This window comes from Virgibacillus proomii (genome assembly GCF_018916875.1).
Classification (GTDB): Bacteria; Bacillota; Bacilli; order Bacillales; family Amphibacillaceae; genus Virgibacillus; species Virgibacillus proomii_B.
This window is the reverse complement of the sequence record NZ_JAHLNO010000004.1, coordinates 270826-295550: the sequence shown is the minus strand read 5'-3', so window position 1 is coordinate 295550 and position 24725 is coordinate 270826. Positions and strand designations below refer to the sequence as shown.

Here is a 24725-nt window from a genome sequence, read left to right as displayed (position 1 = left end):
TGTAATATTATTACAATAAAATTGGGGCTAATAAATAGGAAACAAAGAAAACAGCTTCATTCCCTAATTTTTAGTTTTTAGGAATAAGTAAAACTTATCCGTTACCGAATTGGCGCTCTTATTTGTAAATAAAGTGAAACTTCATTCAGTAGGAGAAAACTTCTTGAATATACTCACATGTAGAAAAAGCGCTTTACTTTTTCAGGGACATGGAAGACTACGACAGCGACACATCGCGTTTTTTCAAAGACGCTCGAGATGATAACCATTTGATCAAGTTCTTAGCCGTAGGGAATGAAGGAAATGCCCCACGGAATAAAGTTTCACTTCATTTTATCTGCTACCTCCCCGATTGTTTGAATATAACTCTTTTTAGAAAAAAAATGGTGCAAACATACAGATTCATGCAAAACTTGAGTTGTATGATTAGGATATTTAATATAGATCGTATGGTTTCTTTCTCGGTAAAAATTTGAAAATACATCCATTAAAGAATCACTAGCCATAACTTGAATTTGACTCGTTCGTTTTCTAAACTTATTACGCTTTTCATAACGTTTAAGTAAAAATCGGATAAATGCATACGTTCGCCGTTTCCATTCCATTCTATTTTCCATAAACAAAAAAATAAACAGAAAAAAGGTACTTAATGTAAATGAAAATACTGTGAGCTGTAATATAATCAATAAAAGACATACAACCATGGAAAAGAAAACTGTAAAATAATAGGATTTTTTGTACGGAATATATTTTGACATGAATAACTGCAATAATTTCCCCCCATCTAAAGGGAAAATAGGTAATAAATTAAATAAAAAGATAACGGTATTATAATAAAAAAGCAAATCCAAAATGGACTGCGAAAATAAATGGGCTTCGGAGACGATGACGATGATAAACTGAAGAATCAGATGCTGAAATGGCCCTGCACAAATAACTAACATTTCTTCATAAATTGGTCTTGTTCCGTGTTCTTCTGTATCCATTACTCCACCAAATATCCAGAGCATTATTTTCCGTATTCGCCAGTTAAACTTAACAGCCATTAAATAATGACCAAGTTCATGAAACAGAACGATAGAGAATAAAATAAACAGCTCTACAAATGTACCAGTAAGAAAAGAAATCATAATAAACAATAGTAGTATTGGATGAAAGTGAATTTTTGGGAATAGATTATTCCACGTCGTCAACTTGAATCACCTGTACTGGATCAATATATTGGTTGTCCATTTCGATAGAAAAGTAAACGGATTTATTTTCTTTGCTAGGATTAAATTGACCAATTACTTGATTGGCAGATACATGCTGGTACAAATGAACATCAATATTACTTAAAAAACCATACGTCGTTTGACTATCATCAGGATGTTGCACAATGATTGTCTGCTTCGTTTTTTGATCATTTCCTGCAAAAATTACCACACCTTGTTTTAATGCTGTAACAGCTGTTTTTCCCTCTGGTGTTATTTTTATTCCTGTCCCATTCATTTGGAATGATTCAGACACGCTTCCATTAACAGGCATTGCTTGTTTATCTTTTGATTCGACCGCTGAATCACTTCCAGGTAAAAGTGCAAGGGGGCTTCCAAATGTTTCTTGATACCACGCATTAACTTTGGCAAATGGAAATTCCTCTGTCAAGGCATTCGTTAACCAAGCTTTAGGTTCTTCTAACTGAGGTAAATTAATTTGCCAAAGAATAGCAATAGATAAAAATAGCAGAACAGAAAGAATTGCTTTTAATAAAAAATTACTTACCACTTTACTTTTCATCGTACTAGATGATCCTGAATCATCGTAGATAGGCGAATAACCGTGCTTTTCTTCTTCTTGTACAAAAGGAGAAAACATCTGCTGCTGCGCAATTCCGTTTGTTTGAATTCCACGAACTTTTTTTCTTTGTTCAATCGATCGGCGTACCTGCTTAATTCTTTTGCTCATCATCTTCACATTCCTTCTGATGCTTTTGTACAAGTCTATGAAGTAGCATGAGAATATATGTTAGAAATGAGAGAATCATTTTTTATAAAAACCAGAAGATATCGAAGTTTGCTCGTTAGCTTTAGCGCTTAGGCTAGGACAACAACACTCCTCTTTCAAAAAATTATTCGCCATGTAGGCAGGAGATATAATTTCCTAGATTAGAAAAACTTGGCCTATCGCCAAGTCTTTATGGTGAAAGCTATATTTTTTCTTATACTATAAACCATAAAGTTTTATACTTTCCTATAGTAAAATAAAAAATGCAGGGATTCCCCTACATTTCTATACAGTCGGAAGAATTAGTAGTATTAATTGTGAACCATCTAACAGATACGTGCATGCAAATTAAGCACGTATACCAAAAAACTCTTTTACCTTTTGCATCATTCCTTTATTTGTATCTAAACTTTGTAAAGGCACCGTTTCCCCTAGTATTCTTCTTGCAATATTACGATAAGCAATCGATGCTTTCGAGCTTGGTTTAAAAGCTACAGGCTCTCCTTTATTAGATGCTTTAATTACCTCATCATCATCAATGACAATGCCAATTAAGTCAATGGATAAAATTTGCAGTACATCGTCAATATCAAGCATATCTCCATTTTTCATCATATGATTCCGTATACGATTGATAATTAAACGCGGCGGTTCTACCACTTCCTCTTTTTCTAATAACCCAATAATTCGGTCTGCATCCCGAACACTAGATTTCTCTGGTGTTGTAATAACAATTGCTTTATCTGCGCCGGCAATCGCATTTTGAAATCCTTGTTCAATACCTGCAGGACAGTCAATAAGAATATAATCGTATTCTTGTTTGAGTTCCGATATAATCCGTTTCATTCCATCTGTTGTAACAGAAGATTTATCGCTTGTTTGAGCAGCTGGTAATAATGTTAAATAATCAAATCGTTTATCTTTAATTAGTGCCTGCTTTAGCTTACATCTTTCTTCAATCACATCGACAATGTCATAAATAATCCTATTCTCAAGCCCCATAACGACATCTAGGTTTCTTAAACCAATATCTGTATCAATCAAACATACTTTTTTCTCCATTAAAGCCAAAGCTGTACCTATATTCGCTGTAGTCGTTGTTTTTCCAACTCCACCTTTTCCAGATGTAATAACGATCGCTTCACCCATTTTGCATTCTCCTTTCGAATCTGTTAATTTCTTTACGCTTTTGTGGAAGAACCTGGAGTCGATCAATAATTATCTTATCTTGCTCTTCATCAACCAGCCCACATTCCATATACACACCATCAGATTCATAATCTGGAGCACGACTTATATAATGTGCAATCCTTAACTGACTAGGGTTCATATAAGATGCTGCTATAAATGCTCGCGTATCCCCGTCGACCCCTGCATGCGCAATACCACGCAAATTTCCCATTATGTAGATATTACCAGTAGCCATTACCTTTCCACCTGGATTCACATCACCAATAAGCAATAAATCACCTGTGACATGAAGGACTTGGCCAGAACGGACAATTCGGTTGACCGCCTTAATTTCACTATTTGCTTGCCATTGGCGAGCTTCCTCTCGCAATACAACATCAGATTCAATGGAATGAATGGTGAAGCGATTTTCATTTGTTATGATCTGTCTTAACTCTGATATTTGCTCTTCTCGCAGATAACGCGAGCCCAATTTCACTCGTACAGCCACAACGGGTTCTGTAGTTGTAGGTTTACTTTCATTCATTTTATATTTTAGCTCCTGCAACGCTTGATTAAACGAACAGGAATCATCGATAAATAAAGTTAATCCATCTTTTGTGCCTTTCATAGTGATTAATTGTCTCTTCTCCTGTGCCACACGTTCACCTCATTTTATCCATTAGAAAACTTGGCTTAGCATTGAGAACTGTTTTCTATCCATTTAGAAAAGCCGTCTAATTATAGCATACTGTCTTTGTTTATATGCTCTTTTCTCCAATTCATAAGCCTCTTAGCAAGAATTGGATATAAAACGAGCAGAAAGAGTAAGTTGGACAATACGGTTGGTAGGAGACGACTAGATAAATAATCCACCCAAACAGTATCTGTTAATCCAACAATCATATAAATAAGATAAATCATAATATCACTAAGTACTAATCCACCCGCACCTAATAAAACTGTTACAAAAATATTACCGTGTAAAAGTTTTTTCATACTATGAATTGCGTAAATGGTTAGAGCATATGAAAACATATATACACCCAATACATCCGTATAAACAATATCAACTAACAAGCCAAATATTAATGCATACATTACTGAATAGTACGTACTATCATAATCATAAAAAATCGTCAGAAACACCAGAATAACAAGTACCCAATGCGGAACGATCAATAGGTCTGTTCTTAATAAATTGCTAGGCAGCAACTCTAATGCTACGCCTTCAAGAGCAAGAACTAGAGAAAGGATGAGAGGCAAGTATACGCGTTTCATTACTCGCCCTCCTTTTCACTTTCTATATTATCCGTTTGCAGAGAACGATCCACAACTATAACATGATTGATCTCATAAATATCTGCGGATGGATCTACTAAAGCAGTTTTTGTCAATCCATATTTGTCTGGAACGACTTCTTTCACCTTTCCAATAGGTAACCCAGCAGGAAAGACACCGCCCATTCCTGATGAAACTACCAATTCGCCTTTTTTAACATCTTTTTTAGACTCTTCAATAATCCGAAAGATTAAATGCTTGCTTTCTTTATCAAAGCCTTCAATCATTCCGAAAATATTATTTTCCTTTTCTTTCCGGGAAATCATTCCAGAAATACGATTAAATTGGTCAAACCCAGTAAGTAATTGTACGGTAGCCGTATTTTTAGACGGCGTCAGAACCTTGCCAACCATTCCTTCTGGTGTAATGACAGCCATGTTTTCTTTTACACCATCGTCTTTCCCTTTATTAATCGTTATCTGCTCTAACCAACGTTCTGGTGACCTCGAGATAACCGCTGCTTGAATCGGCTTATAATGCCGTATCGAATCCGACTCTGTAAGCTCCAGTGTATTCCGCAAATCTTCATTTTCCTTTTTAAGCTCTTGAACCTCATAAATAAGGCCTTTATATTCAGCTAATTTTTCTTTTAATATACGATTTTCATTATACGTATCTTTAAAGTCATCTATATTAGTAATGATATTTGTTACAAAATTAATTGGAGCATGAATAATCGTTTGCCCCCAACCAACTGTGTCATTGACAATTTCCTCTACTATTGTCAGGTCCTCCCGATCCCTTAAAGAAAAACCAATTAACGCTACAATTAAGATGAAGGCGATTAAAAAGATAAATAATTTCTTTTTTCGTAAAAAAGACATAAGAACACCAACTTATTCCATAGTAGAGCGAGAGGACACATTCGCTTGGGATCGGAAATGCTGAATGTATTCTAATGATTTCCCAGTACCTATCGCTACACTTTCTAATGGATTCTCCGTCACAAATACGGGCATTTTTGTCTCTTCACTAATGACGTTATCTATATTTTTTAGTAAAGAACCTCCGCCAGACAACACGATGCCCCGATCCATGATATCTGCAGCAAGCTCTGGTGGTGTTTTTTCCAAAGTATTCTTCACAGCATCAACAATGGAATCCACCGTATCCTTTAACGCCTTAGAAATTTCTTCCGCAGTAATAGTAATCGTTTTTGGTAAGCCAGTTAAAAGGTCACGACCTCGTATATCAATTTCTTCATTCGTTGTTACTTCTCCAGCTACACCGATCTGTAATTTTATGGACTCAGCGGTTCTTTCACCTATCATCAAATTATAATACTTACGAATATAGTTCGTAATTGCTTCATCCATATTATCTCCAGCAGTTCGTATCGACCTGCTAGTGACTACGCCTCCTAAAGAAATCACGGCTACTTCTGTCGTTCCTCCACCAATATCTACAATCATACTTCCCGTCGGCTCCCAAACTGGAAGCCCAGCTCCAATAGCCGCTGCAAAAGGTTCAGAAATTGGAAAAGCCTCTTTAGCTCCAGCTTGTTTCGTTGCATCAATAACCGCTCTTTCTTCAACCATGGTAATTCCAGAGGGTACACAAACCATGACATTTGGTTTTTTAGCAAAATACGAACGGTTTTTCATTGCCTTATTAATATAATATTTCATCATAATTGATGTCGTATCATAATCAGCAATTACCCCGTCTTTCATTGGCCGAATAACGGTAATATTTCCCGGCGTACGTCCAATCATATTGCGTGCAGAGCTACCAACAGCTTCAATTTCTCCTGTTCGGTTATTTTTTGCCACTACAGAAGGTTCACTTACAACTACACCTTTGCTCTTTACAAATACAAGCGTATTTGCTGTACCTAAATCTATACCTAAATCCTGAGAAAAACTAAATAATCCCAAAAAAATCTCCCTTTCCAGTAACATACATGTGAGTGAATATTATGTAGTTATTTCCATAGTTAACTTTTATTATCTCGTTTTCTTAACAAAAAGTAAAACAATTCTTATATGCTTATATATCCCTACTCCAATCTTAGGATAGGCTTACTCTCTAAATATAAGCTCAACAAGCGCCACTTTCCATAACTAATTGAAAAATGGCGCTTAACCAATGACTCGTCTATAATATTATACGAAAAAAAAAGTAAAATAGATAGTGTTTATAGTAGTTTTTTATTTATCTTAAATCTGGATACTTCTTTCTTTATAAAGGATGGACAAAAAGTCCAGTAAAAATAACGCAAGCGAATTTCTTCAAAGCTGTGCTTAACGACATACACTTTCTTTACTCGAAACTGCACCACTTCTATCTGAACTTCTTGTAGAGGACGTGCTAGTACCTGATTTTAAAAGAAAGGAATACATCGAGCGAAGAAAAAATTCTTTTTTAATACTATAGGAAAGTATAAAATTTTAGGGTTTATAGTATAAGAAAAACTACAGCTTTCGCTAAAGACTTGGCGATAAGCTAAGTTATTCTAATGATGTTGTAATCTTCACCAACTTTGAGCTTTTTCATCCTCTTTTGAGCATAGACTTTATATATTTGGTTTCCAAGAAACTTAATAGATTATTGAATATATCCTTTTTCTCTTAAAGAAGTAAATGTATGATCGCCAATAATAATATGGTCCAAAAGTTCAATACCGATCATTTTACCAGATTCGGTCAATCTTCTCGTAACATGGATGTCTTCTTGGGAAGGAGTTGGATCACCAGAAGGATGATTATGGATTACAATAATCGAGGCTGCTGAGCGCTTTATGGCTTCACGGTAAACTTCTCTGGGGTGCACAATAGAAGAATTAAGGCTACCAATAAAAATCGTTTGCCGATGGATAATTTGGTTTTTTGTGTTTAAAAAAAGAGCAACAAAATGCTCTTGCTTTAATGAACGCATTTCTTTCATTACGTAGTCCGCTCCGTCTTTAGGAGAACGAATGACATACCGCTCCTTAGAGACTATGTTCTGCATTCGCTTACCCAATTCAATAGCCGCTAAGATACAGACTCCTTTTGCTGTACCTATCCCTTTAATGGTCATTAATTCTTCAATGGTTGCATCACGTAATAGTTTTAGTCCCTCAAAATGTATCAAAACCCGATTTGCAAGTGAAATAACAGATTCTTCCTTTGTACCACTAACTAAAATAATAGCAAGCAATTCAGCATTGGACACATGTTTTGGACCAATGTTCAATAATCTTTCTCTTGGTCGGTCAAGCTTTGGTACGTCTTTCATCATAATTGGCGACATCACCATTACATCTCCTCCTTTGTCAGATATAACTAATATCTTACAAAGGAAAAACATCATAGACAAACAGCCATTTTAATAAAATAAGTGGGCAATTTAACTTTAAAATTCCTTTATCCTTTAGTGAAAAAGTAGAATTGACGATGATTCGTTAAACAAGATCAGTTATTTTGCTTCCAGTGAAACAAATAGTGTATGCCACAACGTTAACAATTGCGTGCCTGTTTCTAAAGGATCAACTTGATTTTTAATGTTGATATACTGCTTCATTAAAGTTGATAAATCTTGGAATTTTTTTGAACCTTCAGGAACCGTTTTTTGTAAAGAAGCCCATGTATCATTATCAAATGTCTGTTGCTCCATACTTTTTTCCCACGTGTTTATGAAACTCTCAAGCCATTTGCTTTCTTCCTTTGTTAAAGCAAGCTCTTTTTTATCCGTTTCCCATTCTTTTACATACACATCCATTTTTGACAAAGCTGCTTGATTCTTGAGCTCTGTCGCTTTATTTTTTGTAGGGGCAGCAGCTAACAATAAGTAATACTGACGATCCTTTTCCCAGACAACCGTAGGAAAACCAATGTCTTGATATGTTGCTTGCCACCTTTTAGCATTTTCTTCGGTAGAAAATACTCCTGCTTGTATGACAAAAGCTTGGAGCGGTTCAATGATAGTAGTTGAAGTTGCATTAGTTTGTTTTTCATCATTGTTAATAGCCGTTACCTGGTTAATTTCTTCACTTGCATTTCCGTTATTATCAATAGTTACAAACATTTTTAATAGCATTACACCAAGAAATGAACCAATAAGTAAGGCAGAAACAACTGCAACGATAACAGGCTTAAACTTTATTAACATCTTTAAAAAGGGATGGGGCTCGGGTTCCTCATCTATTGTTATTCTCGTATACGTTGGGATTGGTTCTTCGTCCACATCAGATAATGTAGCAGCTTGTTCTTTCTTTCCGGAAGCATAGTCATTACTGCTCGGTTGGTGCATCGACAGTTTTACTTGTTTTCCGTTCTTCCATACAGTTATTTTACGCTTGTCCTCATTCACTGTCTTTCCTCCCTACTCGTAGAGTTCCTCTCAACTCTAGCATAGCAGGACTAAAAAGTAAGACGAAGCTTGTCAGCAATTTAAGAAAATCTTCTACATAATCTTATTTGTTTCGCTGTTTTAGATAAGCGCGAACTAAAGATATAAAATGGATGGATCCAGTAATAAAATAAACAGCTTCTTGACTATTCATTCGCTTTACTGCTTTTATCCATGAAGGATGGACTTGAATCTTATTTTTAACTTCAAACTTCTGTAATTCACGTACACTTGCTGCCCGCGGATGATCAAATGTTGTAAGATTAATGGATGTAAATGTATGTTGCAATTGCCCGATCATCCTATCCATATCCTTGTCTTTAAATACTGCAAATAATAGATGACGTTCTCGATTTGGAAAATAGCTTTCTACCGTTTCTTTAAAAGCTTTTATACCTTCAGGATTATGTGCCCCATCAACAATGACCAGTGGTTGTTGAGAAACTAACTCAAACCTTCCTTCTAATTGCACCTTTTTAAACGCTGATTGGACGCAAACTAAATCCAGAGCTAACCCTTTCTGTCTTAGAAGATGTAAAGCCATCAATGCAAGTGAGGCATTCGCTAATTGATGCTTTCCACACATGGATAATGTAAGCTGTATTGGTTTTTCACCAGCTAGTTTCCACTCCATGTTTAGTTGGTTATCTGAATAAGGAAGTTGACGAAAATAGAATTGCTTGCCTAACTGATAGATGGATGACTGTTTACTTACTGCTTCGTCTTTCACAACATCCTTCGCTTCTTGTGGCAATTCTCCGATAATAACAGGTGTTTTTCGTTTAATAATACCAGCTTTATGGGAAGCGATATCAGTGATTGTATCCCCAAGGTATGCCGTATGATCTTTCGCAATCGTTGTTATGATCGATATTATGGGATGAAGACAATTCGTTGTATCCTCTCTTCCTCCCATTCCTGCTTCGATGACTGCAATTTCTGCATGTCTTGAAAAAAAGAGAAACGCAATTGCAGTCAAAATTTCAAACTCCGTTGGGTGCATTCCTTTTTCATCTAGTGACTCGATAGCTGGATAAACTTCTTCCCAACTAGCTAAAAAGGATTTCTCAGAAATAGGCTTATTTCCAAAAACAATATGACCGCGTAGCCCTGTTAAACTAGGTGACGTAAAAACACCCACCGTATAGCCGTTTGCTTGGAGTCCCTGCTTGATATATTCAGAGGTAGACCCTTTTCCATTCGTTCCAGCAATATGAATAGCAGTTAGTTGACGCTCCGGATGTTGAAGCAACTTGAGCAATAGCTCCATTCGCTCTAATCCGGGCTTTATTCCTAACTTTTTTCGTTTCGTTAAAAATGATTCTATTTGCTTCATTGCTTGCAATTATGTACAATCCTCTCATAAATGTTTTTTAGATTTATCCAGTAAAAACCGATTACATATACTATTCAAACATTACTAAGTATTGGTTCCATCCATGCTAATTCTGTCGATGTTTATCAGTATATCAGAAAGGAACGAAAACATGCACAAAAATGGTTGGATTATATATAATGATAGTTTACCAGGTAATAAATTTATTGACTTTGCTGAATGGATTCAATCAGCGGCAGAACAGAATGGAAGCAAGGCTACTATTTTTTCCAATAGGGATGTGCTCGCTTATTTAGCAAAAAGCAATTTGCAAATTTTAGTAGACCATTTACAGATGCTACCGGATTATGTTGTCTTTACGGATAAAGATATTTACTTAGCAAAGCAGCTGGAGTTGCTTGGCATTCCTGTATTTAATCAATCAGAGGCAATTCGAATCAGTGATGATAAAATTGCTACTTATCAAAAACTGGCGGCAGTCAACTTGCCTATTCCAAGAACGATTATTTATCCAAAGACATTTTTCGCAACCGAGGTTAAAGAAACGATTATTCAATCAACAGTCGAGGCGTTTGGTTTCCCTATGATTGTTAAAGAAGCATTTGGTTCTTTTGGTGAACAGGTATATCTTGTACATACAGAGCAGGAATTGTCTACAAAAATGGAAACGTTAGGGACAAATCCTTTTATGTTGCAAGAATTTATTACTTCCAGCTATGGTGTAGATTTACGGCTGCATGTTGTAGGCGATCAAGTTGTAGCAGCAATGAAACGTCAATCGGCAAATGATTTTCGGGCCAATGTTACAGCAGGTGGAACGATGGAAGCATATCAGCCAAATGACATCGAGCAAGAATTGGCAATTAAAGCAACGAAAGCAATTGGTGCTGATTTTGCTGGTGTGGATTTATTATTTGGTCCTGATCAGAACCCCATTGTCTGTGAAGTTAACTCCAATGCGCATATTCATAATTTATACGACTGTACCGGAATAAATGTAGCAGATTTTATGATAGACTATATTTTACATGCAATCAGTGAAAGTGACTGAATGGAAGGAGTGTACAATGCTTAAAGGGTGGTTAATCTACAGTAAAAAAGATATTGGTATCAATCAGGCCTACATCGATTGGTTCATTAAAGAAGCTGCTTTACAATCGATCGAGCTTGAACTAATCCATCGGGAAAATCTAACCATCGGTGTTCTGAATAATAAACATACTGTGTTATTAAATAAAACCCTTCCTGTCTTACCAGATTTTGCTGTTGTCCGTACGGTAGATCCAATGCTTAGCCTGCATCTGGAAACATGTGGAGTGGTGGTATGTAACAATGCACGAATAGCAACGATTTGTAATCATAAAGCATTGACACATCACTACGTTAATCCATTAGGTATCCCCATGGTTGATACGGTCTATTGTAAAAAATTAGACTTACCAGCAAATCCGCCATTTCCGTACCCCTTTGTTATGAAAGAGGTAGGCGGACGAGGTGGACAACAAGTTTATTTCATCAAAAATGAACAGGAATATACAGCTTATAAGAAATCACTACCGGCAACCGATTTCGTCCTTCAGTCCAGCCAGGTAAGGCACGGACAAGATGTCCGGGTATTTGTAATCGGAAAACATATTATCGCTGCTGTTTTACGAAAAAGTCACACAGATTTTCGAGCAAACTATAAGCTTGGAGGGAGTGCAAGCTTATATCACCTAACGAAAAAGGAATACCGTATGGTGCAAAAAATCGTGGACCATTTCCCATTTGACATGGTAGGAATTGATTTTTTAGTTGGCTTAAATGGAGAATTACTTTTTAATGAAATTGAAGATGTGGTTGGTTCTCGTACATTAAGTGCTGTCAGTGATATCAATCTTCTGCGCTTATATGTAAAACATATAAGCGAACAATTAATGAACAGGCAGGGATTATAGGCCCCCAGCCTGTTCATTTTCCTTTGCCTTTGTGTAACCTAATTTATCCTTTCAGTTCATTCAGTCTTGCTTGCACTTTCGCTTGTTTATCAAGATAATCTTTTTCTTTTTGTTTTTCTTCTTCAACAATAGCTTCTGGTGCTTTATTAATAAACCCTTGATTGGCAAGTTTTTTTTGCACCCGTTCTACTTCTTTTGTCCATTTTGCAAGTTCTTTCTCGAGCCTAGCAATTTCCTTATCGAAATCAATTAAACCTTCTAACGGTAAGAATAATTCTACACCCGTTACGACACTGGTCATCGCTTTTTCTGGAGCTTTAACATTTACCGAAATTATTAGTTCACTCGTATTACAAAAACGCTCTAAATAATGACGGTTACTTTCTAATTCTTGAACAATTTGGTCACTTTCTGCCTGAATTATAAGTTGAATCGGCTTCGATATTGGTGTATCGACTTCTGCACGAATATTACGGACGGACTTAATAATGGCAACTAGTCGTTTCATTTCTTTCGCAGCTTTTTCATCGTGAAGTTCTTCTCGTTTCTCTGGCCATTTAGCTACCGTTATCGACTCGCCTCGGTGTGGTAATTGTTGCCAAATTTCTTCCGTAATAAATGGCATAAATGGATGAAGCATGCGCATCGTTTGATCTAAAACATAGACAAGGATAGAGCGAGTTGTCTGTTTTTCTTCCTCACCATCACCATATAATGGTAATTTTGCCATTTCGATATACCAGTCACATAATTCATCCCAAATGAAATTATAAAGATGACGTCCGGCTTCACCGAACTCATATTTGTCCGTGTTTTTTGTAACATGTTCAATGGTTTCGTTTAAGCGAGTCAAAATCCATTTATCAGCAAGTGATTTTTCTCCTGATAGGTCAATATCTTCATAAGTGAAACCTTCCAAATTCATTAGTGAAAAACGGGATGCATTCCAAACTTTATTGACAAAATTCCAAGTTGATTCTACCTTTTCCCAATGAAATCGCAAATCCTGACCGGGAGTTGACCCTGTTAATAAGAAATACCGCAATGAGTCGGCACCATATTTATCAATGACATCCATTGGATCAACGCCATTTCCTAATGACTTACTCATTTTTCTTCCTTCTGCATCACGAATTAATCCATGGATTAGCACATCATGAAACGGCTTCTGCTTCGTAAAATGCTTCGATTGAAAAATCATTCTAGCAACCCAGAAAAAGATAATATCATAGCCTGTAACAAGAACACCAGTCGGAAAATAACGTTTGAAGTCCTCTGCATCCGTATTTGGCCACCCCATTGTAGAAAACGGCCATAATGCTGATGAAAACCATGTATCTAAAACATCTTCATCTTGCTCCCAATTTTCAATATCAGCTGGAGGTTCTTTACCGACATAAATTTCATTTGTTTCTTTATGATACCAAGCAGGAATTCTGTGTCCCCACCATAATTGACGGGAAATACACCAGTCGCGTATATTTTCCATCCAATTTAAATACGTTCGTTCAAAACGTTTGGGAACAAAGTTAACCTTTTCTTCTCCCTGTTGCAATTTAATCGCCGCATCTGCCAACGGCTGCATTTTAACAAACCATTGTGTAGAAAGATACGGTTCTACAACAGCTCCGCTCCGCTCTGAATGACCGACTTGGTGAACATGGTCTTCAATTTTAAACAATATCCCTTGTTCTTGAAGATCTTTGACAATTTGTTTTCTACAAGCAAACCGATCTAAACCTTCATATTTTCCAGCGTTTTCGTTCATGGATCCATCTTCATTCATAACTAATATACGTTCCAAATTATGACGGTTACCAATTTCAAAGTCATTTGGATCATGGGCAGGGGTTATTTTTACTGCTCCGGAACCAAATTCCATATCAACATATTCATCAGCGATAATTTCAATTTCACGGCCAACAATCGGTAAAATTACCTTTTTACCAATTAAATGCTTGTATCTTTCATCATTTGGATGTACAGCTACAGCCGTATCTCCCAGCATCGTTTCAGGACGAGTTGTCGCAATTTCAATCGTTTCTTCACCATCCTTCAACGGGTAGCGCATATGATAAAATTTCCCCTGAACTTCCTCATAAATTACTTCGATATCAGATAAAGCCGTTTTCGTTTCCGGATCCCAGTTGATAATATATTCGCCCCGGTAAATCAACCCTTCTTCGTACAGTTTAACGAATACTTCTTTTACTGCATCCGACAAACCTTCATCTAAAGTAAATCGCTCTCTGGAGTAATCTAAGCTAAGACCTAACTTTCCCCACTGTTTGCGGATAAACTTAGCATACTCTTCCTTCCATTCCCAAGCTTTTTCAAGGAATTTTTTTCTTCCTAATTCATAACGATTCGTCCCCTCTTCCTTTAATTTAGCTTCTACTTTTGCCTGTGTAGCAATACCGGCATGATCCATTCCTGGCAGCCACAGTACATCATAGCCTTGCATTCGCTTCATCCGTGAAATCGTATCTTGCATCGTTGTATCCCAAGCGTGACCTAGATGTAAGCGACCAGTAACGTTTGGTGGTGGTATAACAATAGAAAACGGCTCCTTTTCTTTATCATTTGTTGCTTCAAAATACTTTCCTTCTAACCAAAACTGATAACGCCCTTTTTCTACTTCACGTGGATTATATTTAGCAGAAAGTGATGGTTTTTGTTCTTCACTCATCATAATTCCTCCTTAATTGATAAAGTAATTTTTTCCTTTGTTCCAGATGGAAACTTAGAACATTATAGACGAATATTTGCATTTTTCTCAATTTAACTAACCGCTGGTAGAGATGACATGCGAATTGTACCTTACTTGAAAGAATCAACTTCTATACAATTTTATCCCACATCTAACTGGCGGTAAGACCCCCACCTCAAGAGTAAGAGGGATCGAAGAAGTCTAGGTGGGGGATAACGGAAAGTCAAATGTCCGATTGGTTCAAGGGCCTTTAGGTCATACCATTAAGGTACTAACCATGAGTGGGGGGTGAAAGAAAACCCCACTCATGGAAGTTTCACTTTATAACGTCTAATTAACGAGAACTCAGTTGACGATAAGCTTTGGTACAAGCAACAGCCTAGCCTTCGCTTAAGCTTAGAATATTCACGATACCGTATTACTCTTCAGCACTAAAGTTTCTCCTTTCTAACATTAGAAAAACTTGGCTTGTCGCAAAGTCTTTATGGCGAAAGCTATCGTTTTTCTTATACTATAAAGCCTAAAGTTTTATACTTTCCTATAGTATAAAAAAACCTTTTCATCCTTAAAGAAAGGACGAAAAGGGTATGCTTTCCGTGGTACCACCTTTATTTGTATACTTTTTGGCTTCTCACCAATCATCTTTGACAATAGGAAAAAATGCAGTATACACACTTCATTGGTTGATAACGGTATACAAACCGGCTCCTTCTACTAAAACCTTAGGCAAACCCGCAAAGCTTTGTTCAAAGAAGCTGTTCATGGGCGACCTTCCAGATCATCCGTCAAGGAAACTTTCAGCCTTTGATTTCCCTTTCTTTGTGACAATTTTTCTGTACTCTTCCCACTCTACACATTTAATGAAATTATATTAGGAATAGATTTATTTTATATGTAATCTATAGTTCCGTCAACTTCTTTCTATTAGTAGGTATGAACAAAAGCTAGAAGCGCTCGGTTAGCGACGTACAAACGGCAGATCTTCTGACGAAAAAAGGGAAACTTCATTCAAGGAGTGCTTTTTCTCCTTGAAAAAGAAGAACGCTTTTTCTGCGTGCGATGTATTGCTGCCGAAGCTTTCCTTGTCCTTGAAGCAATAGATCAAAGGTTAAGTTCGTAGGCGTCCTTGAAAAATCGCGATGTGTGGCTGAGACGATGAAGCTACTTTTTAAAAAAGTTATTCACTATTTAGGAACGAATATCGTTTCCTAAACAACAAAAGATGGCACGCCAGCGCTGATTCGTACAATAGTATTTTTGTAGTTTTTTCACCTGATTTTTTGAACATCCTTATAAGGTTTGCACAACTAACCTGTTTCTATACATATAGTATATTACATATTCAAAATCATGTGAAAGCGAGGCGAATAAAATGGCACGCTATTATCGGTACCGACTTCCGCCTTGGGCGAGAAACTGTATTATCATAATTGAAAGGGTAACCTTACCGATATTAATTTTTCAATTAATTCGTACACTGTTTTTTCCGACTACGCTTGATGTGTTTTTATTGGGCATCCTTGTTGGTCTATTTATTGCGTTTTACTTGGAATGGATTTAATCTTCCTCATCATCTAAATCATCCAAATTCAATGTCTCGTATTTATTCTCAACATAAGCAGAAAAATGCAACCCAAATAATATCCGGCGAAATTCGTATTGTAATTCAACGATTTGCTCAATCGTTGTTTTTCTAGATCTGGCATGCATTTCTAATTGTTTTAAGTATGGTTGTGCATCTAACAATTGGATAATAAGTAAATAAAGCTCTTTTTTAGATAATTTATTTTCATTCATATAATATTCAAATGCTTGTAGAAATGTATCCATAGGCGTATCATAATGGTTTGTTTCGTGTTTGAAAAAGTCAGCTAAATCATAAACAGGATAATTAAACCTTGCTTTTTCCCAATTAATAAAGTAGAGCTGCTCCTTATTTTTAAGGATATGTGATGCGTATATGTTCCCATGACAGAGGCTGTAATTCCAATTTTTTTCCGTCTCCTGTTCATAAATGAGTTGATCGATTCGCCGGATGCCCTCCTGTAAGCAAAAATCAATATCTCTGTATTGGGTACAAATAAGTAATTCCAATGGGGACATATAACGGTTCTTTTCGTATTGTTCAACAAAACCGAGCAGTTGTTGTTTTAGCTGTTCACAATGGTCTCTATATTGTTGAAAGGTTGTTGAAAAATCCTCTGTCACAACCGAATGTGGCTGTTTTGTTTTAGCATGCACCCTGCCAATGTTATGAAAGAATCTTTCCGCTGTTAGCTTATCAAATGTAGTTACCGCTTCGCCTCTCCAAGGTGTTAAATAATAGATACTACCTTTATAATACTGGAAAATATTTCCCTGCCTCGTTAAATATACAGGTAAAACAGCGTATAGATTTTGTTCATATGCTTTTCTGTATACCTTTTCCCACATCGGTATCAGTTCAAGAGTTAAGTGGCTCTGTTTTAATGCATATTGCTGCTGATGATCCTGTACCCAATAGAGGTGGTCAGTTTTCTTTTCAATGTAAAATGGCTGAACCGAATATGCTTGCAAAACTGCTTTTATGTCCTCCACATTTGTCACCACCTAATTCCAATGCTTATGTTAGATATGAGAATTCCCTTTTCATTGTTTGTTTACTTGACCCAATTTGTTTTTTTTGAAAAATATGTACGATGTAAAAACACCTTAAAACTACGGCTATACTTTGCTGTATCCACAAACTATTATTTGTGTTCTTACCTGTCACGAAAATAGGAGAGCGCAACGAGTTTCTCACGTAGGTGACTACCTACATCACTTATAGAAATAATCTACCTACATCACTTATAGAAATAATCAAATTTTATCATGCTTCTTTCTACTAACTTAATACCCTTTCTATCTCGGAAAACAGAAAGGGCAAGAGATAAAGTGAAACTTCGATTCAGTAGGAGTTTTCTTCCATCTCCTACTGAATGTTAGTACCACAAGGGTATGACCTAAAGGCCCTTGAACGAATCGGGCATTTAGGTGCCGTTTTCTCCCACTTAGGCCTTTTTGTATCAACTCGAGGCTCTTGAAGTGAAAGTCTTACGGCACCTGTGCGGGATAAAGTGAAACTTCAATAAACCATTCGTGGGAATTTCCATTACTCCGACGGATGGAAGATTTTATTTTTTCTTATGGGGTATAAATAATAATTGTCCTTCCTTCACATCATAATCTTCATCTAATCGATTTAGTTTAATTAGCTGCAGTGCAGAAATCTGATACCGTTCAGCAATGGAATCAATCGTGTCCTGTTCTTGCACAATGCAAAGCCGCATCTTTGTATAGCTTTCCTCTTCTGAATTACTAAACATATCCGACAAATAACTAACAGCTCGTACTCGTTCGTTATCTTCCTGGTTATCACTGTTTTCCCTTATTTCCGGTGAAAAATCTTCTGCTTTTTTTCTTTCCATGTCATGATCTTCATCGTGTATGTCTTGATCATCGTACTCTTCATCTTCGTCATGTAAATCTTCCTCATCATATTCATCCTCTTCGTCATCTACCTCTTCCGCTTTATCCTTAGAAGTGTTGGCAAAAAATTCTTTTAATGATTTGGTCTCTTTATATTTCCATCTTCCAGTCTCATCGGTTTCTTTATCGTCTTTGCTTGCAGACTCTTTTTCTTCATTTTCTTTCCTTTTCGTATCTTCTTGTACGATGTCTTTTGCTTCTTCCTCCTTAGTTGTTTCTTCAACAATTGCATCATTAAAAGTATTATTTCTTTCGGTCTCCTGATTCTGTTCTTCATCAGTAGAAAACATTGGCAAATCCACCGCTTCTTTTGGCTGCTCCTCCATCGTTTCTTCATCTGGGCGTTTTAATTCAAATTCGAATTGCTCCTCCTCTACATCTGTGTTACTCTCCGTTTCTCTGTCCATATCCGAAAGTACAGAATCTAATTCGCTATTATTCTCGGATTGACTAAATTGGCCATATTTATTGAGGCCATGGATTTCAATCGTGGAATATAAGCGGAACCTAGACGGTTCTGGGACTTCGTAATCAAAGCTTTGAATATAAACGCTGACGTCATTTAGATCGGCTACTCGATTTACTGGTACAGAAATTTCTACCGGAAAGCGATGAGAAAAAATAGCAAGATCGTTATCCATTTCTTCCACTGCTTCTACATATCGCTTAGCATGAAAATCATCCGTTTCTATATCTTCTTTCACTTGAAAACGATCGCTTTTTTCATATTCTCCTTTCAACTCAATGATCCCTTTGATGGTAATATAATCGTGAAAGGAATGAATAGAAATGTCCGGTTCTAAAGAAACACCTCGCATTTCGTTTACTTCCTGTCCTTTTTCAAAGTAGAGCGTTTCATTTAATTCAAAACGAAATACCGAACTATCGTTTGTCACGTGCTTTCTCCTCCTTCCATCATATGGTGGCATATATGATGTAAATACCTAATTCCATTTATATGAATTAGATCATTCGGATATGCCTTTCAATCCAATCTGTAAAGTACAAAAAAGAAATGCTAACATTCGAAGTAGAACATCTTATGGAAGATGTTTAAACAGTCGATCAAAAAGACACCTCACATTATTTCTTGGTACATACATACTGAAGATCAGACAAGCAGTAGAGATTTTAATGTTCAACGTATAAGTTACAACCAGGCTATCACTTGGACCACTGTTGTTTTGTTAATACAAATTAAAGAAGGATGGAATTTTAGCTTAAAAACATATCTCAATGTTCTGAAAATATTCAGGTTTTAAGTGTAAGTCTAACTGGGGCTATCATCTGCTTTACACTTACTATTAGCCATGGTTTCTTTATTGTTACTTCTTAATACATACTCTAAACCAGAAGGTCTACACCGCGTGGATCCTTTTTAAATGTGATTAAAATTAGAAAAACTTGGCTTATCGCCAAGTCCTTAGCGAAAGCCGTAGTTTTTCTTATACTATAAACCATAAAATTTTATACTTTCCTATAGTACAAAAAATCCTCCTTAAGCAATCAGATTTTTTAATTGAATCTGTCTACCTAAGGAGGAAAAAGAAATTATGAATGAAAATCCCTTTAATTTGTTTCATTTAATTTTGAAAAAGCAATATCAATCGCTTGAACAGTATGTTCGATATCCTCATCTGTATGTGTAGTAGATAGGAATAAACCTTCAAATTGTGATGGCGGTAAGAAGACACCTTGGTCAATCATAAGACGGTAATATTTTGCAAAATGATCGAGATTAGCAGTTTGAGCAGTTGCAAAATTAATTACTTCTTCATTAGTAAAAAAGACACCCATCATTGAACCAGCACGATTTATATGAAGTGGAATATCATACTTTTCACTAGCTTCCTTATAACCTGCTGCTAATCGGTCTACCTTTTGATTAATTTTTTCATAAGAGGATTTATCTAATGCCTTTAATGTTTCAAGACCTGCCGTCATAGCCAATGGATTTCCAGATAACGTACCTGCTTGGTAGATAGAACCGGTTGGTGCTACCTTTTCCATTATTTCTCGTTTACCACCAAATGCACCCACTGGCAAACCACCACCGATTACTTTACCAAGACAAGTCATATCCGGTGTAACCCCAAAATGCTCTTGAGCACAGTTGTAGTCAACACGAAAACCTGTCATTACTTCATCAAAGATTAACAATGTACCGTGTTGTTCCGTTATCTCTCTTAAGCCTTGTAAAAAACCGTCTTTTGGTGGTACGACCCCCATATTACCGCAAACAGGCTCAAGGATGACAGCAGCAATATCATCTCCATAATTTTTAAAAGCATCGCGTACACCATCTAAATCATTGTATGGTACAGTAATCGTATTTTGTGCGATGGATTTTGGTACACCAGGACTATCAGGAAGCCCAAGTGTTGCTACACCTGAACCTGCTTTAATCAAAAGCGAATCTCCATGCCCATGATAACTTCCTTCAAACTTTACAATTTTATCTCTTCCTGTGTAGCCCCTAGCAACTCGTAGGGCACTCATCGTGGCCTCTGTTCCCGAGTTAACCATCCGCACAACTTCGATTGATGGCACACGTTCGATTACTAATTGAGCAAGTTCATTTTCCAGTAAAGTTGGCGAACCGAAGCTCGTCCCTTTTTCTGCTATTTCTTTTAGCTTTGTTACGACACGCTCATCCGCATGACCTAAAATCAATGGACCCCAGCTTAACACATAATCAATGTATTCATTACCATCGATATCAGTGATTTTAGAGCCTTTTCCTGAATCCATAAAAATAGGTGACATCCCAACAGACTTAAATGCACGTACAGGTGAGTTCACACCACCAGGCATCAAATTTACTGCTTCTTTATAAGCATCTACTGATTTCGTAAAATTAGCCATCCATAAATCCCCCTATTCCTTATTTTTCAACCATCTTGCTGCAGCTTTTGCAAAATAGGTAATGATGAGATCTGCTCCAGCACGCTTCATCGACACAAGCTTTTCCATGACGAGCGCTTGTTCATCAATCCAGCCATTCTGTGCTGCAGCTTTAACCATAGCATATTCACCACTAACATTATAAGCTACTATAGGTACATCAAAATTATTTCTTACTTCTCTAACGATGTCTAAATAGGCTAAAGCTGGCTTCACGATTAAAAAGTCAGCACCTTCAGCTACATCTGATTTTGCTTCTCGAATTGCTTCTAATCGATTAGCTGGATCCATTTGATATGTTTTCCTGTCACCAAACTGTGGTGTGCTATCTGCTGCATCACGAAATGGTCCATAAAATGAAGAAGCATATTTAACAGCATACGACATAATCGGAATTTCTGTATAACCAGCCTCGTCTAATGCTTTTCTAATAACTGCTACAAATCCATCCATCATGTTAGATGGTGCGATAATATCCGCTCCGGCCTTTGCTTGTGAAACTGCTGTTTTTGCCAATAATTTTAATGATGCATCATTATCGACATCATGATTATGAATTACACCACAATGACCGTGTGATGTATACTCACATAAACATGTATCTGCGAGTACGAGCATCGTCGGGAATTCCTTCTTAATTAATCTCGTTGCTTCTTGTACAATACCATCTTCAACAAAGGCACCCGTACCTTGCTCATCTTTTTCCTTAGGTACACCAAATAGAATTAAAGCCTTTATATCTAGCTGTTCAAGTTCTTTTACTTCTTCAGCTAATAAATCTAATGAAACCTGATATACGCCAGGCATAGACGGGACCTCTCGTTTGATGTTTTCTCCGTCTACAACAAACATTGGATAAATAAAGTCATCAACATGTAAATGTGTTTCTCTTACTAAATCTCGCATCGCTTGAGAATTTCTTAATCTCCGATGACGAGCAAATTCCGGTGTTTTAATCACGGTTATCTTCCTTTCTGTTTAAGATCTTTCAGCATGCACTGAATCATGCCATCAATCGTAAATTCGCTTGATGTGAGCACGGGCCGAAAGCCAAGCTCCCTTGCCCGCTGTTCCGTTGTCGTACCGATACAAACACATGGTGCTTTGTTTCGAATTGGCGTCATCTCTGCGAAGGCTTCTACGGTAGATGGACTGGTAAACGTAATATAATCAATTATTGAATTTCCAATAGCAGTTTTTAATGAAGGTTCCATTTGCCTATTTATATGTGTTTCATACACTTCAAGTGAAGCAAATGTTTTGTTAGCTCTTGTAAAGCATTTCGGTAATACATCTCGTGAACGATTTCCGCGAATAAGCAAAAGATTATCAGCTAAGGGATATTCTTGTAAAAATTCAGCTGCCATCGTATCAGCATTAAAACAGGTTGGAATAAAATCAACCTCATAATTGATCCATTTTGCTAGAGCATTAGCAGTTTTTTTACCAACGACTGCTATCTTAACATTTCCAATCCAGTTTAAACCAATATGATAATGTTCAGCAAGCCGAAAAAAACAATCGACCCCATTAGCACTGGTGAAAAAAATCCAGCTGTAATCCTTTACTCCTTTAAGATAATAAAAAGTGTCTTTTGTATCTTTACATACAATGGTTAAGAGGGGGATTTGTAATGGTTCCCCTCCTAAACTGCGAATTTTTTCTGCAAACACAGCAGCTTTATTTTTTTCCCGGGTTATTAGAATCCGCTGTCCCTTAAAAGGCAATTCCATTACTGGTCAAGCTCCTCTTTTACCTGTTTAATTATTTGATCAGCACCTCGTTGCTTTAATAAATCAGCAGCTTCTTTTCCGACAGTCTCTGGATCCTTTCCTCGTACCACTTCTTTTAAAATCGTCTTACCATCTGGAGTCCCTACTAATGCCGTAAGAATGATCGTATCTTCTTCTAAGTAAGCATAGCCACCAATTGGAACTTGGCACCCTCCTTCTAGTAAATGAAGAAAAGTCCGCTCAGCTCGGACAGTACGAGCAGTCGGTTCATCATTTATTTTTGCCAAGATCTCTCGTAATTCCTGATCGTCCTCCCGGCATTCAATTGCAAGCGCACCTTGACCCACTGCTGGCACACAGATGTCCGGAGCCAAATATTCTGTTATCAAGGATTCGCTTAATCCAACTCGCTTTAAACCCGATACTGCTAAAATAATTGCGTCATAATCTTCTTCTTTTAGCTTCCTGATTCGTGTTTCGATATTTCCACGTATCCATTTTATCTTGATATCAGGTCGAGCAGCTAACAATTGAGCTGCTCGGCGCAAACTGCTTGTGCCGATAATTGCCCCTTTTGGCAAATCCTGAAATCGAACATTTTGTTTAGAAATAAGTGCATCACGATGATCCTCTCGGACAGGAATAGAACTAATAACAAGACCTTCTGGCATCAAAGCCGGCATATCTTTCATGCTATGTACTGCTAGATCAATTTGTTTATCGTACATTGCTTGTTCAATTTCTTTAACGAATAGTCCCTTACCACCTACCTTAGATAACGTAACATCAAGTATTTGATCCCCTTTTGTAACAATTTTTTTAACTTCAAAGTCGTTTGGTATCCCCGCTAGCTTTAATTGCTCTATTACCCAATTTGTTTGTGTTACTGCCAGATTACTTTTTCGTGAACCAACAACAATTTTTCGCAAATGAATCCTCCTCCATAACTAAAAATGAAAATTTGATAATGTACTAAACAAAAAGAAATTAATTAATAATAGAAGAAAGGCTGCTGTGTTATATATCGCAATAGACCTCCCTTTATACTTTTTAATGATCCGTATGGCCAAATATACAATATAAACAGCTAATACAAAGAACGAACCAATTGTTTTTAAGTCAACCCAATAAAATACGGAATTGGACACATAAGCCCAAACTATCCCTAAAATGATAGCAATTAACAATAAAGGCACACCAATTGTAACGGTTTTAAAAGCATAACCATCTAACTGCTTCAGATCACCGAAACGCCACATCCATTTAAAGCCTTGTTTCCTTTTTAACAGCCGGTATTGAATTAAATACATAAAGGAAAGTAAAAAGGACAGCGTGAAAAATCCATATGAAATAATTGCAATGACAATATGTGCCATTAGTATTTCATGGACGAGTTGCACCCCATGTGTTTCTAAGTTTTTTTGTGCATCGGATAATAAATAGAATAGTAGAATAAAAAAACTGAATGTATTCGTAAAGAACACGATAAAATTAACAGGAAATACCTTGTTGGCAGCTAAAGAGATGGTTACTAATACCCAAGAATAAAAAAATAAACTATCATTTAACGTAACGATTGGAAAATTCTTTTCAAAAAACATTTCATAGAATAAAAAAATGGTTTGAATAATCCAAACCAATCCAAGCAACCAGAAGGCTGTTTGGTTAACCCTCCGGTTGTGCTGAATAAAATCAATAAAGTATCCCATCAAGCTTAACCCGTGAATAATTAATATAAACTCATAAAGCCATTTTAATTCTACCATATG

The 24725-nt window shown here is 36.7% G+C and carries 22 protein-coding genes and 1 other annotated feature; of the genes, 3 read left to right on the top strand and 19 right to left on the bottom strand.

The window, feature by feature from the left end; all coding sequences use genetic code 11:
- Positions 1-323 precede the first annotated feature (323 nt).
- The 10 genes from KQI21_RS02625 to KQI21_RS02580 form a co-directional block, all read right to left on the bottom strand.
- Positions 324-1193: a M50 family metallopeptidase gene (locus KQI21_RS02625; RefSeq protein ID WP_253291253.1), complete on the bottom strand. Its 870-nt coding sequence runs from the start codon at positions 1191-1193 to the stop codon at positions 324-326.
- A complete protein-coding gene (locus tag KQI21_RS02620) occupies positions 1177-1947 on the bottom strand; it encodes a M23 family metallopeptidase (protein ID WP_253291252.1) in 771 nt (256 codons plus the stop codon). Before KQI21_RS02620 ends, KQI21_RS02625 begins: the two co-directional genes overlap by 17 nt.
- A gap of 384 nt (positions 1948-2331) precedes the next feature.
- Entirely contained in the window at positions 2332-3132 is an 801-nt protein-coding gene (gene minD / locus KQI21_RS02615; RefSeq protein ID WP_216482461.1) for a septum site-determining protein MinD, read from the bottom strand.
- Positions 3125-3814, bottom strand: a complete 690-nt coding sequence (gene minC / locus KQI21_RS02610; RefSeq protein WP_216482460.1) for a septum site-determining protein MinC — start codon at positions 3812-3814, stop codon at positions 3125-3127. The genes minD and minC overlap by 8 nt, the downstream gene beginning before the upstream one ends.
- 80 nt (positions 3815-3894) lie before the next feature.
- Positions 3895-4434: a rod shape-determining protein MreD gene (gene mreD, locus KQI21_RS02605; RefSeq protein WP_216482458.1), complete on the bottom strand. Its 540-nt coding sequence runs from the start codon at positions 4432-4434 to the stop codon at positions 3895-3897.
- Complete coding sequence (mreC, locus tag KQI21_RS02600) at positions 4434-5318, bottom strand: rod shape-determining protein MreC (protein ID WP_216482456.1); 885 nt, start codon at positions 5316-5318, stop codon at positions 4434-4436. Before mreC ends, mreD begins: the two co-directional genes overlap by 1 nt.
- Before the next feature lie 12 nt (positions 5319-5330).
- The gene (locus tag KQI21_RS02595; RefSeq protein ID WP_301281719.1) at positions 5331-6371 is read right to left on the bottom strand and encodes a rod shape-determining protein; all 1041 of its coding nucleotides are present in this window, start codon (positions 6369-6371) and stop codon (positions 5331-5333) included.
- A gap of 670 nt (positions 6372-7041) precedes the next feature.
- Positions 7042-7734 (bottom strand): RadC family protein, encoded by a 693-nt coding sequence (gene radC, locus KQI21_RS02590; protein WP_301281718.1) that lies wholly within the window; start codon positions 7732-7734, stop codon positions 7042-7044.
- A gap of 159 nt (positions 7735-7893) precedes the next feature.
- The gene (locus KQI21_RS02585; protein ID WP_216482454.1) at positions 7894-8787 is read right to left on the bottom strand and encodes an SPOR domain-containing protein; all 894 of its coding nucleotides are present in this window, start codon (positions 8785-8787) and stop codon (positions 7894-7896) included.
- Between the two features lie 103 nt (positions 8788-8890).
- Positions 8891-10162 (bottom strand): bifunctional folylpolyglutamate synthase/dihydrofolate synthase, encoded by a 1272-nt coding sequence (locus tag KQI21_RS02580; RefSeq protein WP_216482679.1) that lies wholly within the window; start codon positions 10160-10162, stop codon positions 8891-8893.
- 151 nt (positions 10163-10313) lie between these two features.
- Here KQI21_RS02580 and KQI21_RS02575 point away from each other — a divergent pair, with 151 nt between their 5' ends.
- Together KQI21_RS02575 and KQI21_RS02570 are read left to right on the top strand one after the other, a co-directional pair.
- Positions 10314-11213, top strand: a complete 900-nt coding sequence (locus tag KQI21_RS02575) for an ATP-grasp domain-containing protein (RefSeq protein WP_216482453.1) — start codon at positions 10314-10316, stop codon at positions 11211-11213.
- A gap of 16 nt (positions 11214-11229) precedes the next feature.
- A complete protein-coding gene (locus tag KQI21_RS02570) occupies positions 11230-12099 on the top strand; it encodes an ATP-grasp domain-containing protein (RefSeq protein ID WP_216482451.1) in 870 nt (289 codons plus the stop codon).
- Between the two features lie 43 nt (positions 12100-12142).
- On the opposite strand, the gene KQI21_RS02565 is transcribed toward KQI21_RS02570, so the two are convergent.
- Positions 12143-14788 (bottom strand): valine--tRNA ligase, encoded by a 2646-nt coding sequence (locus tag KQI21_RS02565; RefSeq protein WP_216482449.1) that lies wholly within the window; start codon positions 14786-14788, stop codon positions 12143-12145.
- A gap of 590 nt (positions 14789-15378) precedes the next feature.
- Positions 15379-15670: a binding site (T-box leader), on the bottom strand.
- Between the two features lie 97 nt (positions 15671-15767).
- Positions 15768-15914, bottom strand: a complete 147-nt coding sequence (locus KQI21_RS02560; protein ID WP_216482448.1) for a hypothetical protein — start codon at positions 15912-15914, stop codon at positions 15768-15770.
- Positions 15915-16181: 267 nt separating this feature from the next.
- Here KQI21_RS02560 and KQI21_RS02555 point away from each other — a divergent pair, with 267 nt between their 5' ends.
- Positions 16182-16370: a YszA family small membrane protein gene (locus KQI21_RS02555; RefSeq protein WP_077321147.1), complete on the top strand. Its 189-nt coding sequence runs from the start codon at positions 16182-16184 to the stop codon at positions 16368-16370.
- On the opposite strand, the gene KQI21_RS02550 is transcribed toward KQI21_RS02555, so the two are convergent.
- From KQI21_RS02550 to ccsA, 7 genes are all read right to left on the bottom strand, one after another.
- Positions 16367-17386: a phosphotransferase gene (locus KQI21_RS02550; RefSeq protein ID WP_216482445.1), complete on the bottom strand. Its 1020-nt coding sequence runs from the start codon at positions 17384-17386 to the stop codon at positions 16367-16369. The genes KQI21_RS02555 and KQI21_RS02550 overlap by 4 nt on opposite strands.
- A gap of 578 nt (positions 17387-17964) precedes the next feature.
- Positions 17965-19215, bottom strand: coding sequence for a LysM peptidoglycan-binding domain-containing protein (locus KQI21_RS16480; RefSeq protein WP_216482444.1), 1251 nt, complete (start codon positions 19213-19215; stop codon positions 17965-17967).
- A 673-nt stretch (positions 19216-19888) separates the two neighbouring features.
- Positions 19889-21184, bottom strand: coding sequence for a glutamate-1-semialdehyde 2,1-aminomutase (hemL, locus tag KQI21_RS02540; protein ID WP_216482443.1), 1296 nt, complete (start codon positions 21182-21184; stop codon positions 19889-19891).
- Positions 21185-21196: 12 nt separating this feature from the next.
- Positions 21197-22183, bottom strand: coding sequence for a porphobilinogen synthase (gene hemB, locus KQI21_RS02535; protein ID WP_373687618.1), 987 nt, complete (start codon positions 22181-22183; stop codon positions 21197-21199).
- A gap of 2 nt (positions 22184-22185) precedes the next feature.
- The gene (locus tag KQI21_RS02530) at positions 22186-22956 is read right to left on the bottom strand and encodes a uroporphyrinogen-III synthase (protein ID WP_216482442.1); all 771 of its coding nucleotides are present in this window, start codon (positions 22954-22956) and stop codon (positions 22186-22188) included.
- Positions 22956-23885 (bottom strand): hydroxymethylbilane synthase, encoded by a 930-nt coding sequence (hemC, locus tag KQI21_RS02525; RefSeq protein ID WP_216482440.1) that lies wholly within the window; start codon positions 23883-23885, stop codon positions 22956-22958. The genes KQI21_RS02530 and hemC overlap by 1 nt, the downstream gene beginning before the upstream one ends.
- A gap of 18 nt (positions 23886-23903) precedes the next feature.
- Positions 23904-24722 (bottom strand): cytochrome c biogenesis protein CcsA, encoded by an 819-nt coding sequence (ccsA, locus tag KQI21_RS02520; protein WP_216482439.1) that lies wholly within the window; start codon positions 24720-24722, stop codon positions 23904-23906.
- Positions 24723-24725: the final 3 nt, after the last annotated feature.